The 16,166-nt window shown below is 37.3% G+C and carries 18 protein-coding genes and 1 other annotated feature; of the genes, 14 read left to right on the top strand and 4 right to left on the bottom strand.

Annotated features, from left to right (window positions below):
- The first annotated feature begins 139 nt into the window (after positions 1–139).
- From SORDD05_RS03275 to SORDD05_RS03235, 9 genes are all read left to right on the top strand, one after another.
- Positions 140–1,864, top strand: a complete 1,725-nt coding sequence (locus SORDD05_RS03275; protein WP_061417066.1) for an ABC transporter ATP-binding protein — start codon at positions 140–142, stop codon at positions 1,862–1,864.
- A 1-nt stretch (position 1,865) separates the two neighbouring features.
- The gene (locus SORDD05_RS03270) at positions 1,866–3,614 is read left to right on the top strand and encodes an ABC transporter ATP-binding protein (protein ID WP_061417065.1); all 1,749 of its coding nucleotides are present in this window, start codon (positions 1,866–1,868) and stop codon (positions 3,612–3,614) included.
- A gap of 104 nt (positions 3,615–3,718) precedes the next feature.
- The gene (locus tag SORDD05_RS03265) at positions 3,719–4,978 is read left to right on the top strand and encodes a TRZ/ATZ family protein (RefSeq protein ID WP_061417064.1); all 1,260 of its coding nucleotides are present in this window, start codon (positions 3,719–3,721) and stop codon (positions 4,976–4,978) included.
- A gap of 61 nt (positions 4,979–5,039) precedes the next feature.
- Positions 5,040–5,175 (top strand) — a sequence feature (ribosomal protein L10 leader region).
- A gap of 38 nt (positions 5,176–5,213) precedes the next feature.
- Complete coding sequence (gene rplJ / locus SORDD05_RS03260) at positions 5,214–5,714, top strand: 50S ribosomal protein L10 (protein ID WP_001287274.1); 501 nt, start codon at positions 5,214–5,216, stop codon at positions 5,712–5,714.
- 74 nt (positions 5,715–5,788) lie between these two features.
- On the top strand, positions 5,789–6,154 hold the full coding sequence (rplL, locus tag SORDD05_RS03255; protein WP_001196968.1) for a 50S ribosomal protein L7/L12: 366 nt from the start codon (positions 5,789–5,791) through the stop codon (positions 6,152–6,154).
- Positions 6,155–6,389: 235 nt separating this feature from the next.
- Entirely contained in the window at positions 6,390–7,136 is a 747-nt protein-coding gene (locus tag SORDD05_RS03250) for an ApeA N-terminal domain 1-containing protein (protein WP_061417063.1), read from the top strand.
- Between the two features lie 194 nt (positions 7,137–7,330).
- Complete coding sequence (locus SORDD05_RS03245) at positions 7,331–7,519, top strand: type II toxin-antitoxin system HicA family toxin (protein ID WP_001131504.1); 189 nt, start codon at positions 7,331–7,333, stop codon at positions 7,517–7,519.
- Positions 7,520–7,576: 57 nt separating this feature from the next.
- The gene (locus SORDD05_RS03240) at positions 7,577–7,954 is read left to right on the top strand and encodes a type II toxin-antitoxin system HicB family antitoxin (RefSeq protein WP_061417062.1); all 378 of its coding nucleotides are present in this window, start codon (positions 7,577–7,579) and stop codon (positions 7,952–7,954) included.
- A gap of 38 nt (positions 7,955–7,992) precedes the next feature.
- Positions 7,993–8,283 (top strand): hypothetical protein, encoded by a 291-nt coding sequence (locus SORDD05_RS03235; RefSeq protein WP_061417061.1) that lies wholly within the window; start codon positions 7,993–7,995, stop codon positions 8,281–8,283.
- Between the two features lie 110 nt (positions 8,284–8,393).
- Here the strand turns inward: SORDD05_RS03235 and SORDD05_RS03230 are convergent, their stop codons facing one another.
- The 3 genes from SORDD05_RS03230 to SORDD05_RS03220 all read right to left on the bottom strand — a co-directional run bounded on the left by SORDD05_RS03230 (position 8,394) and on the right by SORDD05_RS03220 (position 9,521).
- A complete protein-coding gene (locus SORDD05_RS03230; RefSeq protein ID WP_061417060.1) occupies positions 8,394–8,819 on the bottom strand; it encodes an ImmA/IrrE family metallo-endopeptidase in 426 nt (141 codons plus the stop codon).
- The gene (locus SORDD05_RS03225) at positions 8,819–9,157 is read right to left on the bottom strand and encodes a helix-turn-helix domain-containing protein (RefSeq protein ID WP_061417059.1); all 339 of its coding nucleotides are present in this window, start codon (positions 9,155–9,157) and stop codon (positions 8,819–8,821) included. Before SORDD05_RS03225 ends, SORDD05_RS03230 begins: the two co-directional genes overlap by 1 nt.
- A 91-nt stretch (positions 9,158–9,248) precedes the next feature.
- Positions 9,249–9,521, bottom strand: coding sequence for a helix-turn-helix domain-containing protein (locus tag SORDD05_RS03220; protein WP_231077317.1), 273 nt, complete (start codon positions 9,519–9,521; stop codon positions 9,249–9,251).
- A 144-nt stretch (positions 9,522–9,665) separates the two neighbouring features.
- On the opposite strand from SORDD05_RS03220, the gene SORDD05_RS03215 reads away from it, so the two are divergent.
- Positions 9,666–9,902: a hypothetical protein gene (locus SORDD05_RS03215; RefSeq protein ID WP_061417057.1), complete on the top strand. Its 237-nt coding sequence runs from the start codon at positions 9,666–9,668 to the stop codon at positions 9,900–9,902.
- Here the strand turns inward: SORDD05_RS03215 and SORDD05_RS03210 are convergent.
- Positions 9,874–10,191 (bottom strand): hypothetical protein, encoded by a 318-nt coding sequence (locus tag SORDD05_RS03210; RefSeq protein WP_061417056.1) that lies wholly within the window; start codon positions 10,189–10,191, stop codon positions 9,874–9,876. The two genes, SORDD05_RS03215 and SORDD05_RS03210, sit on opposite strands and share 29 nt — an antisense overlap.
- A gap of 1,306 nt (positions 10,192–11,497) precedes the next feature.
- On the opposite strand from SORDD05_RS03210, the gene SORDD05_RS03205 reads away from it, so the two are divergent.
- From SORDD05_RS03205 to SORDD05_RS03185, 4 genes are all read left to right on the top strand, one after another.
- Positions 11,498–11,911 carry a helix-turn-helix transcriptional regulator gene (locus SORDD05_RS03205; RefSeq protein ID WP_061417055.1) on the top strand — a complete coding sequence of 138 codons (414 nt, stop codon included), beginning with the start codon at positions 11,498–11,500 and terminating at the stop codon, positions 11,909–11,911.
- A gap of 460 nt (positions 11,912–12,371) precedes the next feature.
- Positions 12,372–15,377 carry an SspB-related isopeptide-forming adhesin gene (locus SORDD05_RS03195; RefSeq protein ID WP_061417053.1) on the top strand — a complete coding sequence of 1,002 codons (3,006 nt, stop codon included), beginning with the start codon at positions 12,372–12,374 and terminating at the stop codon, positions 15,375–15,377.
- A gap of 93 nt (positions 15,378–15,470) precedes the next feature.
- The gene (locus SORDD05_RS03190) at positions 15,471–15,773 is read left to right on the top strand and encodes a hypothetical protein (RefSeq protein WP_061417052.1); all 303 of its coding nucleotides are present in this window, start codon (positions 15,471–15,473) and stop codon (positions 15,771–15,773) included.
- On the top strand, positions 15,773–16,153 hold the full coding sequence (locus tag SORDD05_RS03185; protein ID WP_231077316.1) for a hypothetical protein: 381 nt from the start codon (positions 15,773–15,775) through the stop codon (positions 16,151–16,153). Before SORDD05_RS03190 ends, SORDD05_RS03185 begins: the two co-directional genes overlap by 1 nt.
- The last annotated feature ends 13 nt before the right edge of the window (positions 16,154–16,166 follow it).

Below are 16,166 nucleotides of genomic sequence, written 5' to 3'. Positions count from 1 at the left end.
CTGCATCCTTGCGCTTTGTAGCCAAGGATGAGATGGAAAAAGCAGGATATGGCTATCTATTACCTTACTTAAACAAATAAAACTGAGAGGGTGGGGCTTCCCACTTTCTTCATTTCTAGAATATGAATAGAAGGGACTTATGAAACACTTACTATCTTACTTCAAACCCTATATCAAAGAATCAATTTTGGCTCCCTTGTTCAAGCTGCTAGAAGCTGTTTTTGAACTCTTGGTTCCCATGGTGATTGCAGGGATTGTTGATCAGTCCTTGCCCCAGAGAGATCAAGGGCACCTTTGGATGCAGATTGGCCTGCTCCTTATCTTTGCAGTGATTGGTGTTTTAGTGGCCTTGATAGCCCAGTTTTACTCAGCCAAGGCAGCGGTTGGGTTTGTCAAAGAACTGACAGACGACCTTTATCGTCATATTCTTTCCTTGCCCAAGGACAGCAGAGATCGTCTGACAACTTCTAGCTTGGTGACTCGCTTGACTTCGGATACCTACCAGATACAGACTGGTATCAATCAATTCCTGCGCCTCTTTTTGCGAGCGCCCATTATCGTTTTTGGGGCTATCTTTATGGCCTATCGCATCTCGGCTAAGCTAACTTTCTGGTTTTTGGTTATGGTACTCATTTTGACGATTGTCATTGTCGGTCTATCTCGGCTGGTCAATCCTCTCTACAGTAGTCTAAGAAAGAAAACGGATCAGCTGGTTCAGGAAACGCGCCAGCAATTGCAAGGGATGCGAGTTATTCGTGCTTTTGGACAAGAAAAACGAGAGTTACAGATTTTTCAAATCCTTAACCAAGTTTATGCCAGATTGCAAGAAAAGACGGGTTTCTGGTCTAGTTTGTTAACACCTCTGACCTATCTGATTGTTAATGGAACTCTTCTCGTCATCATCTGGCAGGGCTATATTTCAATTCAAGGAGGTTTACTCAGTCAAGGTGCCCTCATTGCTCTTATCAACTACCTCTTGCAAATCTTGGTGGAATTGGTTAAGCTCGCCATGCTGATCAATTCCCTCAACCAATCCTATATCTCAGCCAAGCGAATCGAGGAAGTCTTTGATGAAGAGCCAGAAGATATCCATTCAGCGTTAGAACAAAAGCAAGCTATCAACGATCAGGTTCTACAAGTGCAAGAATTGACTTTTACCTATCCAGATGCGGCTAAGCCTTCTCTGAGAGACATTTCTTTTGATATGAAGCAAGGGCAAATCCTTGGTATTATCGGAGGAACTGGTTCTGGCAAATCAAGCTTGGTGCAAGTCTTACTTGGACTTTATCCAGTAGATAAGGGAAGCATTGACATTTATCGAGATGGATGTAGTCCTCGTAATCTTGAGCAGTGGCGGTCTTGGATTGCCTATGTACCCCAAAAAGTCGAACTTTTTAAAGGAACTATTCGTTCCAACTTGACTTTGGGTTTCAATCAAGAAATATCTGACCAGCAACTCTGGCAGGCCTTGGAGATTGCGCAAGCTAAGGATTTTGTCAGTGAAAAGGAAGGACTTTTGGATACCCTAGTTGAGGCAGGAGGACGAAATTTCTCAGGCGGACAAAAACAAAGGCTATCTATTGCCCGAGCAGTCTTGCGACAAGCTCCATTTCTCATCCTAGATGATGCGACCTCAGCCCTCGACACCATCACTGAGTCCAATCTCTTGAAAGCTATTAGAGAAAATTTGCCAAACACGAGCTTAATCTTGATTTCTCAACGGACTTCGACACTTCAGATAGCTGACCAGATTCTCCTCTTGGAAAAAGGTGAGCTCCTAGCTATTGGCAAGCACGATGACTTGATGCAAACTAGTCAAGTCTATCGCGAAATCAATGCATCCCAACATGGAAAGGAGGACTAGCATGAAACGACAAACTGCAAACCAGACGCTCAAACGTTTAGCCGTAGATTTAACAAGCCATCCTTTCCTCCTTTTCCTTGCCTTTCTAGGAACTATTGCCCAAGTTGGCTTATCAATTTACCTACCTATTCTGATTGGGCAGGTCATAGACCAGGTTCTAGTGGCTGGTTCATCACCAGTTTTTTGGCAGATTTTCATCCAGATGATCTTGGTGGTCATAGGAAATACTCTGGTACAATGGGTCAATCCTCTTCTTTATAATCGTCTAATCTTCTCTTATACCAGAGACTTGCGAGAGAGAATCATTCATAAGCTCCATCGTTTACCGATTGCTTTTGTGGATCGGCAAGGCAGTGGAGAGATGGTTAGTCGCGTGACCACAGACATAGAGCAGCTGGCAGCCGGCTTGACCATGATTTTCAACCAATTTTTCATTGGTATTTTGATGATTTTGGTTAGTATTCTAGCCATGCTCCAAATTCACCTCCTCATGACCTTCTTGGTCTTGCTGTTGACGCCACTGTCTATGGTGATTTCACGCTTTATTGCCAAGAGATCTTATCATCTCTTCCAGAAGCAAACAGAGACGAGGGGGATTCAGACTCAGTTGATTGAAGAGTCTCTTAGCCAGCAGATTATTATCCAGTCCTTTAATGCTCAGACAGAGTTTATCCAAAGACTGCACGAGGCGAATGCCAACTACGCAGGCTATTCTCAGTCAGCCATCTTTTATTCTTCAACGGTCAATCCTTCGACTCGCTTTGTAAATGCACTCATTTATGCGCTTTTAGCTGGAGTGGGAGCTTATCGTATTATGATGGGATCCACCTTGACCATCGGGCGTTTAGTGACCTTTTTGAACTATGTTCAGCAGTACACTAAGCCCTTTAACGATATTTCTTCTGTTCTAGCCGAATTGCAAAGTGCTCTCGCTTGTGCAGAGCGTGTCTATGCTGTCTTAGAAAGTCCTGAGGTGGCTGAAACAGGTAAGGAAGTCTTGACCAGTGATCAAGTTAAGGGAGCTATTTCCTTTAAGCATGTTTCTTTTGGATACAATCCTGAAAGGATCTTGATTAAGGATTTGTCTATCGATATCCCAGCTGGTAGCAAGGTGGCCATTGTTGGTCCGACAGGTGCTGGAAAATCAACTATTATCAATCTCCTCATGCGTTTTTATCCTATTAACTCAGGAGATATCTTGCTGGACGGTCGTTCCATTTACGACTATACCCGAGCATCATTGAGACAGCAGTTTGGAATGGTGCTCCAGGAAACCTGGCTCAAGCAAGGAACCATTCATGACAATATTGCTTTTGGGAATTCTGATGCTAGTCGGGAGCAAGTGATTGCTGCTGCCAAAGCGGCCAACGCAGACTTTTTCATCCAACAGTTGCCACAGGGATACGATACTAAGTTGGAAAATGCAGGAGAATCTCTCTCTGTTGGGCAAGCCCAGCTCTTGACCATCGCTCGAGTCTTTCTAGCTATCCCAAAGATTCTTATCTTAGACGAGGCAACTTCCTCCATCGATACACGGACAGAGGTGCTAGTACAGGATGCCTTTGCCAAACTCATGAAGGGGCGCACAAGCTTTATCATTGCTCATCGTTTGTCAACCATTCAGGATGCGGATTTGATTCTTGTCTTGGTGGATGGCGACATTGTTGAGTATGGGAACCATCAGGACCTCATGGCTAGAAAGGGCAAGTATTACCAAATGAAAAAAGCAGCAGCTTTTAGCTCTGAATAAGTCATTCCTACCCATTTAAATTCTTAATGACACTAAAAGTTGCCTTCGGGTGACTTTTTTGTTACAATAGCTAGAAAAAATCAGGGTCTTAGAAGGAGAAAACAATGAAAGTCTACCAGCATGTAAATATCGTGACTTGTGACCAAAATTTCCATGTCTATTTGGATGGTCTCTTAGCTGTTGAAGCATCTAAAATCGTCTATGTTGGTCAAGAGAAGCAAGAAATTTTAGAGCAAGCTGAGCAGATTATAGACTATCAGGGAGCCTGGATCATGCCTGGTTTGGTTAATTGCCATACCCACTCTGCTATGACAGGTTTGCGAGGGATCCGAGACGACAGCAATCTCCACGAATGGCTCAATGACTATATCTGGCCAGCAGAAGCAGGATTTACTCCCGATATGACTACCAAGGCGGTCAAAGAAGCTCTGACAGAGATGCTCCAGTCAGGGACAACAACCTTCAACGATATGTATAATCCCAATGGTGTGGATATTGAGAGAATTTATCAGGCAGTCAAGGCATCTAAGATGCGTTGTTATTTCTCACCGACCCTTTTTTCTTCAGAGGCAGAAACAACTGCTGAGACCATAAGGAGAACTCGAGCTATCATCGAGGAAATCTTAGGATATGAAGATCCAAATTTCAAGGTTATGGTAGCGCCACATTCTCCATATAGCTGTAGTAAAGATTTGCTGGAAGCGAGCTTAGATATGGCAAAAGAGCTGGACATTCCCATCCATATCCATGTAGCGGAGACCAAGGAAGAGTCAGGAATTATCCTCAAACGCTATGGCAAACGTCCCCTCGCCTTTCTAGAAGAACTAGGTTACTTAGATTATCTATCTGTCTTTGCTCACGGGGTCGAACTAAACGAGCGGGAAATTGAACGTTTAGCAACTTCTCATGTAGCTATCGCCCATAATCCTATTAGTAACCTCAAACTGGCCTCAGGGATTGCTCCAATCATCCAACTGCAAAAAGCAGGAGTAGCAGTCGGAATTGCGACTGACTCGGTAGCTTCTAATAACAATCTAGATATGTTTGAGGAAGGACGGGTAGCAGCCCTTCTTCAGAAGATGAAGAGTGGAGATGCTAGCCAATTTCCTATCGAAACAGCCCTTAAGGCACTGACAATCGAAGGAGCTAAGGTTCTAGGAATGGAAAAGCAGATAGGAAGCCTAGAAGTCGGTAAGCAAGCAGATTTTCTCGTTATTCAACCACAAGGGAAAATTCATCTCCAACCTCAGGAAAATATGCTCTCTCATCTCGTTTATGCAGTCAAGTCCAGTGATGTTGATGATGTTTATATCGCTGGAGAACAGGTGGTCAAGCAAGGCAAAGTTTTGACAGTAGAGATTTAAAAAAATTTAAAAAAAGTTTGCAAAAATCTTGCATTCTTTTTTTTTCTATGCTATACTTATATACGGTTTGAAAAAACTGCCTAAGACAGTAGGGGAGCTCGACTCATAAAGATCCTACCGAGGACAAAACGTATCATGTAAAAAGAAGCGTATTGTACTTTCGTGTCTAGGTTTGGGCGCGTTTTTCTTTTGGAAAAATTCCCCAAGCAAAATAATTACGGAGGTGAACACACTAATGAGTGAAGCAATTATTGCTAAAAAAGCGGAACTAGTTGACGTAGTAGCTGAAAAAATGAAAGCTGCTGCATCTATCGTCGTTGTTGACGCTCGTGGTTTGACAGTTGAGCAAGATACAGTTCTTCGTCGTGAGCTTCGTGGAAGCGAAGTTGAGTATAAAGTCATTAAAAACTCAATCTTGCGTCGTGCAGCTGAAAAAGCTGGTCTTGAAGATCTTGCATCAGTATTTGTTGGACCATCTGCAGTAGCATTTTCTAACGAAGATGTTATCGCACCAGCGAAAATCTTGAACGACTTTGCTAAAAACGCTGAAGCACTTGAAATCAAAGGTGGTGCAATCGAAGGCGCTGTCGCATCTAAAGAAGAAATCGTTGCTCTTGCAACTCTTCCAAACCGCGAAGGACTTCTTTCTATGCTCCTTTCTGTACTTCAAGCGCCAGTGCGCAACGTTGCTCTTGCAGTCAAAGCGGTTGCAGACAACAAAGAAGACGCAGCTTAATCTTAAGCTACGCAGCGTAGCCTAGCTACGAAAAAACTATTATAAAATTAAAAACTTATTTGGAGGAAATAACAATGGCATTGAACATTGAAAACATTATTGCTGAAATTAAAGAAGCTTCAATCCTTGAATTGAACGACCTTGTAAAAGCTATCGAAGAAGAATTTGGTGTAACTGCGGCTGCTCCTGTAGCTGTAGCTGCTGCTGGTGGCGCTGAAGAAGCTGCTAAAGATTCATTTGACGTTGAATTGACAGCTGCAGGCGACAAGAAAGTCGGCGTTATCAAAGTTGTACGTGAAATCACAGGTCTTGGTCTTAAAGAAGCTAAAGAGCTTGTTGATGGTGCACCAGGTGTCATCAAAGAAGGCGTTGCAGCAGCAGAAGCTGAAGAAATCAAAGCTAAATTGGAAGAAGCTGGAGCTTCAGTTACTCTTAAATAATCAATTAATGATTATTTAAGGGCGGAAGCCGAGTTTAAAAGCCCTTTGTTATTTGTAAAGGCGCAATAATAGGAGATGTTTCTTTTGAAACTTCCCCATAAACACCCCCACAATTTTTTGTGGGGGTGTTTATTTTTTTCTTGTGCTATAATAATTGATAGAATATAATATGAAAACGGATTTATTTATTTTTTGTATCTATGTTTAAGACAAAAATTCATTTGGAGGTATTGATATGGAATTAGGTTACCAAGGAAGTGGTTCAGTTGAATTAAATGGAAAAAAAAGGGAGTGTCGCCTGTATTTGAATGAAGAAGAAGGAGGGATATTGCTTGAGATAGTAGTTAACAAAGGTTTACCAAGTACATTGGAACTTCCAAATCGCATAACTGAATTAAAAGTAGAATTATTTAACGGAGCAAAATTTGTATTATTTGACGCATACCGTTCAAAAGGAGTTTCAAGTAATATTTCATCGAGTACCTCTATTTTTCCCTTTAGTGCTAAATACTTTGTAAGTGGATTTAATTCATTAGAAAAATTTACTAACAAATTTAAAAGTGTATTCTTCGAGATTAGTGGTGTAATGAAATGGGGAGGTAAAGCTGCCTACTCGATTAGTAATGACTATGGTTTATATGGTAATTCTAACAACAGTACTATTATTTATAAAGATGAAAGTACGATAATTAAATATCTAGTTAGTGGGTCTATGCTTCCTATTCATGAGGATCAATTATTTATAGATAAAATAGAACTGAATCAAAGAACTATAATTGAGATTGAATTTATAGAGGAAACCTCTTTAGATGATTTTTTTGATTTATTTGAAAAAATTAAGAGATTAATTGAGTTGACACTCGTTGAAGAAATTAAAGTTCATAAAATTCAAGGGGTATCTAAATTAGTATTTGATGTATATGATAGTAATAATTTAAAGAGGGAGTTAGATTTTTTGATTTTAAAAGGATTGAAGAATTAAGAAATTTTATTTTTAAAGAAACTAACCAAAAACTAACCAAGGAATGTATATTTTTAGTCAATGAATATAGAATAAAGTGGATCAGGAAACTGGTCTATTTTATTTTGTAGTTATTGAGAAAATTGGTCTGTTTTAGCTTGACAAAAATACGCATAATGTGTATAATAATAAGTGTAAGGAGGTAACGATAATATATGCCACTTACAGGGAAAGAAATGGTGAAACTAGCTCTTGAGAATGGATGGGTTGAAGTTCGTCAAAGGGGAAGTCATCATCATTTTAAGAAAGAGGGTTTTTCTTATCTTGTCACGATTCCAGTTCATGGAAATGAAGATTTAGGAAGAGGATTGGAAAGAAAGATTCTCAAAGATTTAGGATTGTAATGTTTACTTTCCTAAGTCTTTTTACATCAGAGGTAGTAGAATGTTGGAGGTAGTAGAATGTTAAAAACGTATCCAGCTATTTTTCATAAAGAAGGAACAGGATATTGGGTAGAATTCCCAGAATTTGGCGGTGGTACAGAAGGAAAAAATATCGAAGAAGCGATGAAAAATGCTCATGAAATGCTTGAAAATGTTTTAGCTTCTTATATCGATGAAGGGCTGGCGCTGCCTACTCCAAGTGATATTTTAAAGATTGAAGTTTCAGATGGTTTTGTATCAATGATTCAAGTTGACCCTGCGCCTTTTGTGAGAAGTAACAAGGCGATTAGGAAAAATGTGACTGTTCCTGAATGGCTAGTCCGTCTTGCTGATCGAGAGAAAATTAACTATTCAGAAGTTCTGGCGCAAGCGTTAGAGAAGAAGTTGCAAGTTTGATTTTAAAGAATAGTTATTGATTCTTAAGGAGATAGAATATGGAAATTAAAGAAATAAGTTATCAGGATAGACTTCCAAAAAATATGGTTTCAAAGTTTAATTATTTTGTGAAGGATTTTTTGAAGGAGTATCCTGATCAGTTAGATAAGATGGATTTTGATGATGTTGTGACGATTAAAAAAGAATATGAAGGAGATTTAGAAGTCTATTTTGTTGAATTCATGCTTTGTAAAAAGGGAAAAGGCGGATTTTTCTCTCTGGCTGAGAAAGATAATAAGTTGTTTGTGTCTTGTAATGATGAGCTTTGGGGTACTGTGATTTTAGAATAAAAAGCGAAGGAAAATCAAACATTCCTGGATATTTAATTCGTTTTTTAGGTCAAAATAGGCAACCAGGTATTTGAAAAATATTCGGAAATAGAAAAAAAAATAACACTATCTTAGATAATGTTATTTTTTTTGTTTTCTTTGAAAAATTTGGTGGCTATTTCTTGCACGTACACTTCGTAAGTGCTTGGTATACCTGCATTTTTGAGATAGTCATGGTAGTTGAATTGTTCATCTATCGGATACTCGCTGTTGATTAAGCTCATAAAGTCAAGAATTCTCCCCTTTTCAGCTCTGGTTTCGATGCGTTGTGAGAAGGTATCGATATGAGCAAGGGAGTTATGGGAATCATCATTCAGTAAATGGTGCTTCTCGTGTAGCAGGATATTGATTTTTTCTATATCTGTAGTGTCAGAACGTAGAAAGATGAAGTGTTGATTGTTTACAAAAAGATAACGACCTTTTGTTTCTAAATGGTCTAACAAGACAACCTTGCAGTTTAGGGATTCGATTTCTTCTATAACTTTTCTTAGTTCCATTATTTCTTATTTGCAAAGTATTCTTTTAGGAAGTCTTTGATATTTTCACGGTCGTTATCTGTGATGGGTGTACCGTCATAGGCGACTGAATTATCAATAGCTGTGTCAATATCTGTTTCAGAAACTTTTAGGCGAGTTGGATCATCAGTAATTCCTGTTAAGTATTCAGAAGAAGTATTCAAAATTTCAGCTAATTTTTCTATTGTAGGTTGAATAGGTGTTCGATTTCCTTTTTCCCAATTTGAATATGAGTTTTGCCCTACTTGCAATTTTTCAGCTATTTGTTTTTGTGTTAGTCCAGCTTTTTTTCGTAGGTTTTTAAGTCTTTCAGGTAACATTTAATAATAACCTTTCAAAATTTTTAAAAAAAGTGTTGACAATTATATCTCGATGAGATATAATATAATTATCTCAATGAGATATAATGTTTCAGAGGGAATCTTTTATAGTTTTCTTAATTAAATCAACGGTTTCATCTGATAGTAGTTGGTTCTTGTAAGAAATTTTATCAGCGTTGAGGATTGATTCGATACGAACTGTTCCATCAGATAAAAGTTCTTCGATAGAAACGCCAAAGAAATCAGAAAACATTTCAAGGGTTGTGAGTGTAGGTCTTCGCCGACCGCTTTCCCATTGTTGGTAAGCTGGTTGAGAAATGTTTAATCTCTCAGCGATTTCCTTTTGGGTTAGATTGTTTTTCAATCTTAATTCTTTTAATTTTTTAGGAAACATAAAAAAGTTTAAAAAACCTATTGACGATATAGTCAAAAAGTTATATAATAGAAATATAATCAAATGACAATAAAAAGTCAATACCTTTCATAAAATAAATGAGGAGAAGAAAAAATGAAACGTTCAGATGTGGCATTGTTAATTTCAGAATTACAAAAAGAAGGAAAACGTTATACGATATTTCCGTTTGATTTTAGATATTGTATTTCAAATGATGAGATTTCAGAAGTATTTAGCCCAGAGATTTTAGAGGAACTTGAGCAAATTCAGAGAGAACATCGTGAAAGATGTAAGAAATTTTCTCGGAAGTTGCTTAATGAAGTTATTGAAACTCTTCCAAAAGAAGAGTAAGGTCACGGTAAAATAATTTTTTAACCCCAAAGAAATCAGGTGTTCCTAGAGTGTCGATAAGAAGTTTAAGATAGGTGTTTTTAAATTTCCAATATTTTTTATCGAATTCATCGGTAGTATATGGAAATGATTTGAAGAAGCCAGTTTCCTCAAATTCACCAAATAACTCTTCGATTGTTCCATGAGCAATAGTTCGATTCGGTTTTTGTTCAAATCTTTCAGCTTTTTGGAAGGATGGGTTAATAAAGAATTTGAGTTGTGCGTTAATTTCGTTTTCGGTGTAAGTCATAATATAGATCCTTTTATTTAATTTAATGGTTCTTTAGTACAATCAACTCGTACTTGGTTGTACTGCTAGAGCTATTAAAGCTAGCTAGAGTGAGACTTATGTGTATCTAAAACTTTTAAGAAGAATAATCAATAATTTGCAAATATGAGTTTTGTTTCAAGTAAATGATTGAGTGATTTCTTTTGAAAGTGATAACAGATATAAGCTATCTCTCTAACTAACGATAGTAGTTATTGGTCTTTGAAAATTAAATAAAAAAACGTGTCAGGCAATGATAGACACTGACCAAACACGAATATAAAAATTTAGCAATTTAATTATACGTAAATTTTGGGAAAATGTCAATAGTTGCTTGATTGTAGATATATTTCATGGAGTTTAGTTGTTTTTTAATTTTGAGAAGAATCCTTTCCCCTGTTTTTTACGGAGCTTCTTGATTTCAGCCACATCTACCAGCTAGATTCCATGAAATGTATCTACAAAACTTTATAGATTCTAAACTCTTTGCCAACTTTTCTTAGTAGGATTAGGGAAAGAATAGATAACGTACAATTGCATAGATTGTACAAAAAGTTGTCATTTTTGGGTAGTATTCAAAAGATTTAATGTAAAGACGGACTAACAACTTCATAATGTTGTAGATAATGGATGTTGTTTTAATAATGATTTCAGTCATAATGTTCTCTTTTCTAATTTTTTGAAAACAAAAATCCAGCAAAGTGTGTTTCCATCTTACTAAGCTGTTTACGATATTTTGTTTTTGGGTTAATTGGTATTATTATACCATAAGTAAATGTGGTTGGCAAGGAGTTTAGAGTTTGTAAGGTTCATGTTGGGTGTTTCGTCCTTTCGCCTTAGTAGATAAGAAAAGGGAACTGATGGCTGAGAACAGTCAATGATACTTCTTAGAAGGTAGCTAGAGTGAGATAGTGAGGTCTATGTGTTGTATGGTCGGTATGTGAGAGTAAAATCTTGCTAATGCCTTTGGGTAAGAAAGAGGGGATATTGAGTTATCCTTAAATTTGTGACCTTGGCGAAGGTAGTAGGCTGAGAAGCTGAAAGTATGCGAAGATAAGAGCATACATTTTTTATATTGCTATATTCTATTGAAAAAAACGTAAAAAGGCTTTAAAATAAGCCTTTTTATTTTGCGAAAAATTAACAATAACTAGATTTTTATAAAACAGGTTTTGTCCTGATAAAGATTGAAAGTATTGTTAGTTTTCACAAGGGAATCCATTACGTTCCTTTATGTAAACTAGCAATATGAGTAGAGGTGTTGAAGATAGAAAATGAGGTAATAAAAATGATAAATGTATCAAAAGCATTGATTGTATATAGAGAAAGAAATAATAAGTCAGAAGATGATTTAGCAAATTATTTAGGAATCCAAAAGAAAGCATATAAACGCTATGAAAGTGGAGATCGAGAGCCTAGTATTGATAAACTTTACAAACTTGCAAAACTTTATAATTGTAGGATAGATGATTTTATCAATGTTGATGAAAAATTCACTGTGAAACGTGAAGAAGTTTTATCAACGAAGGATTTAGATAACCTAGGCTGTCACCATCAGTTTTCTCATGGATTGGTAGTAATGTTGACTAAAGGAAAGAGTTATGAAGAAACTATTCGATTTTCTGATGATGATAAGACAAAATATGTTTATAAGGGTGAAGTGAAGCGATTCTTACTTGACCTAGTAGAGAAGATTGAGTAGTAGGAAAGAGGTGTGTTAAAATCGAAGAATATGGTTATAAAGAGGATCAAGGTTTAAGAACTTATTCTGAAGAATGGATCATAAAAGAGTATAACCGAATTTATAGACGATTCTGTTGGAATTTGAAAATCTATGCTCATGTAAAAAATGGTGCTGATGTTTATGTCTCTTCAAAAAAATGTTGTGAAGATTTGTATAATCGTTTGTATGCGGTTGGTCAAGTTACTCGTAGCTATTGTAGTAAGATTGAATTGAAAATTGAAAAAACGTATCACTGTTTCCTAGAAGATGGAGTGATTATTGAAGATTAAAGAGTCAGTTTTTACTGGTTTTTTTATTTTTGAAAGGAGAAGAAGTGGTTTTGGTTGTTTGTGAAAGGTCACGTTCACCATCTAATGAATGAGATCGAAAAAAGAAAAAACATTATTTAAAATAAAAAAAGAAAAAAGGAGAAAAATTAATGTTTAAAAGACAAGAAACAAAAGTGTTTGGTTCAATTCGTAAAGTGAAGCATTATGGTGCTTGTGGAGTAATTTTGGGTATGGCTGCTCTTGCTATGGCTTTTTCATCAGGTAGTGTATCTGCTGACGAGTTGAGTGCAAATCAAAATGTGCCAAAAACTGTTCAGGAAGCACCTAAACAAGAAGCACCTAAGCAGGACGAAACTGCCAAGAAGAACACTACCGTCGATGTTGTAGTTGATCATTCGACTGTTGATAAGGCTGTTTCTGAAGCTAAGAAAGCAGGTTTAGAAGTGAAACAGGATTCTCCTGTGGATGTAGGTGTTGCTCAGGGGCAAGACGAACTTGCGAAGAAACAAGCTAGTGTAGAAAAGGATTATGCGAATCAAGCAAATATGGTTTCTACTGAAATTGCTGGCTACAAGAAAGATGTAGCAGATAATGAGACTGAGAAGAAGCATGTTCAGGATGAGAATGAAAAGATTCGTCAGGCTCATGAGAAGGCTAAAAAAGAGCTAAAAGAAGAGAATGATCAGATTGATAAGCGTAACGATGACGCTCAGAAGAAATATAATCAAGAATATGGAAAATATCTTGAAGAAGAAAAGAAATTCAAACAGGCAAAATCTGATTTGGAAAAATTGGGACTTGCTGGTTCTGCAACTGGTGTGAAAATGTACGGTGAGTACAATGAAGCAGGTCGTGGAAGTATGAATTATTACAAGAATTTTAAGGTTGCGTTTGATGGTGTTTCTGGTCTTGAAACGGTGAAAGATTACTTGGGTTATCATGCTGACACAAAGATTACATCAAGTCGAGCAGGTTTGCTTGAAGATTATTCTTGGCGTGATACGGAAGGAAAATTTGTGAATAAGCCTAAAGTTGGAGATTCATTTACGATTCATAACATTGGGGAAACACAATCAGGTAAGAAAATTTCTGCTAAGTTTACGTTTAAGTCTGTAACTCCTGAATGGAAAAAGGATGGTGTTGAATCTGTTTATCATCGTATGTTGGTTTCACATGAGAAAAATTCTGTGACAGGTGCGATTAACTTTAATGTGTTCAATATGCAGGCGGTTGATACTGATATTGAGTATTTTGAAGAGGGTACAGGTAAGAAAATTAAGCTGGCAATGGTTTCTGCATTTAGTGATATTGACTTTGGTCAAGAATTACGCTGGGAGTATGAAGATGGTACTACAGGAATTGTGAAGAATCCAAGTGGATCAGATGTTGTTGAAGCTAATCGTGATGGTAAAACTGTTTACAAGGGTGAACATCGCTGGGATGTTCCAATGGGATATGATGATCCTTCTGGTTTGAATCGTTGGAAGGCAAGTGATCATTATTATAAGAATGTAAGTGATGAAGCTGATGTTCCTGTTGGTTCGATTTTGTCTGCTGGATATGGTGAGCGTATGCACTTGTTTTATTCGACTGGAAATAAGTCTCTTGCGACACGCTCTCAAGCAGAATGGGATGCGGTTCGTAAGGCTTCTGATGAACGTCGAAAAGCTGAAGGTAAAGATCCAATGAGTGATGAAGAGTTATTCATGAGTGATTATGCATTTCAGTTGTGGGGTCGTAATGCCTCTATTTCTAAACCATTTGTTCCTCCGACACCACCAGTCGAGCCTACTCTTGAAAAGCATGAAAAGGATACAATTCCTGATCCTGAATATCTTCCTGAGCCAGGTAAGGTAAAAACTCGTACAGTTCATGTACGCTATGCTAACTTGCGCTACAAGCCATCTGTAAATCCAACAAAGACTGTTGAAGATACACATGGCAATGATATTAACGGAGCAACAACATTCGACAAGAATGTGAAATTTAAGTTGAAGACTGACTATGCTCCTTATTCAAAATTTACTGCGTCCCCTAAATCAATTGCGAAACGTTTTGCGATTGTAGACGATGTGCAAGATGGCGCCTATACTGTTGATGATGCTAAAACTAAGGCAACCGACGATGAAGGAAAAGATGTTAAGCAATTATTTGACATGTATCATGTTCTTTCAGACAAAGGAAGAACAGATGTTGTCAATGAAATCTTGAAAGAATCAGGGTTCTCGCCAAAAGGCGAGTTCTATATGTGGGTTCCAAAAGACAACGCTGCTTACTACAAGAACTATGTTTCCAAGGGTAAAAATGTGACTTTTGATTTGTCTGCTAAATTGTTGGTAAAAGAAGGTCAAAAGGTTCAAAATGATTTCCATCAGATCGATTTTGGAATTGATCATAAGTCTAATTTGGTAACTGTTGAAATTCCTGATTTGAAACCTGAAAAACATGCTTTGGATCAAAAAGATGATTCTAAGATTCGTGATGGTCAAGAAATTCAAATTGGTGAGTATATTCGTTATCTTTTGAATGGTGTGACTGTCCCAGCTAAACATGACACTCTTTCTCAGTATGATGGTGTAGATAAGCTGGATGTGAAGCATGATCGATATACGGGCAAATGGAAAGGTATTATCAAGGGTACTGAGTATACGGCTGGAAAAGACCTTACATTGCTTTATGATGTGACTATTAAAAATGGTCAAATTATTAAGGCAGGTGACCGAATTCCTAAAGGTTCTATCTATGCCTTCCAATTTGAGTTCGACCAAAGTACAAACTCTGACTTTATCAAGAAAATTGTTAAAGTAACTTGGAATGAACAAGAAGGTAAGTGGGCTTACACTATTGACAAAGAGTTCTTGAACTCTCTAGGAGTGCAAGGAACGTTTGACGCTGATTTCTTTGTTGAAGTCGAGCGTATCTCAAGTGGAGAAATCGAAAATAAATTCTTGAACATTGTCAATGGTCAAGAAATGGAAGCTAAGGTTGTAACTCATACTCCTGAGCCACCAGCTCCAGAAGAACCACATAAACCACAACCGCAACCAGCTCTTCCGAATACTGGAACAGCTTCTAGTATCCTTGGATTCGTTGGTATTGGTATCTTGTCTATGCTAGGACTATTTGGTGTGAATCGTAAGAAAGAAGTAGAATAAAATAGTTTAGTGCGCTGTAGAAGGTGGTAGAGTAACAGGAACTACCACCTTTTTATTTTTGAAAAATGTAAATAGAAAAGGAAAATTAAAAAAATGAAAATTGAAAAATTTAAGTTTAATCCTGAAGCAATCGGGAAAGCAAATTATGTTCGTTCTGAAAAAGCTCCAGCGATTATTGAGGGCAAGCCATTTGATGGGACACGTCATATTGTAATGAATGCAAAACATGGTATGTTTTCTATTATTACTCCAAAGGATATGACCGTTTACAAACCGAATGAAGAAGTTGAAGCGATTGATCCTATCTTTATGGAAGATTATGTTGAAGGAGTAAATTTCTCTGCTTCGACGAATGTATTGGCTAAAGGACTTAAACGTGTAGGAGGAAATAAATAATGGCTAAAAATGGACTTGAACTTGGGAATCGTGTAGAAATTTTTTCGAAAAAATATCGTATCTTGAACGATTTGTTGCTGAATCCAAAAGAAGTGTTGGGAGCATGTAAATTTGTTAAAAATGAAGGTGCTCAATTTGTGAATGTTGATCTTGAAACTGGTGAAGGTGATTATGATGGAGTTGAAGTGCTTGTCTATTCAGAAGGACAAGAAGATACTGTATTCTTGAAGGTAACTGAACAGTCGGCAGAAGAAATTGATGCTTTGAATCTTGGCTATCAGGAAGCTATTGATTTTGATACTTTACTCATTGCTTATCATGGTATGCGCAAGGCAGATCGTAATCAAGTTGAACCTAACAAGCATCGCTTTGTTTTGTAGTTGACAAACTTAA

Origin of the sequence: Streptococcus oralis (assembly GCF_001578705.1) — a bacterium.
GTDB classification, from domain to species: domain Bacteria; phylum Bacillota; class Bacilli; order Lactobacillales; family Streptococcaceae; genus Streptococcus; species Streptococcus oralis_J.
Note: the sequence above shows the minus strand (reverse complement) of the source record. Positions and strands in the feature narration are given on the sequence as shown.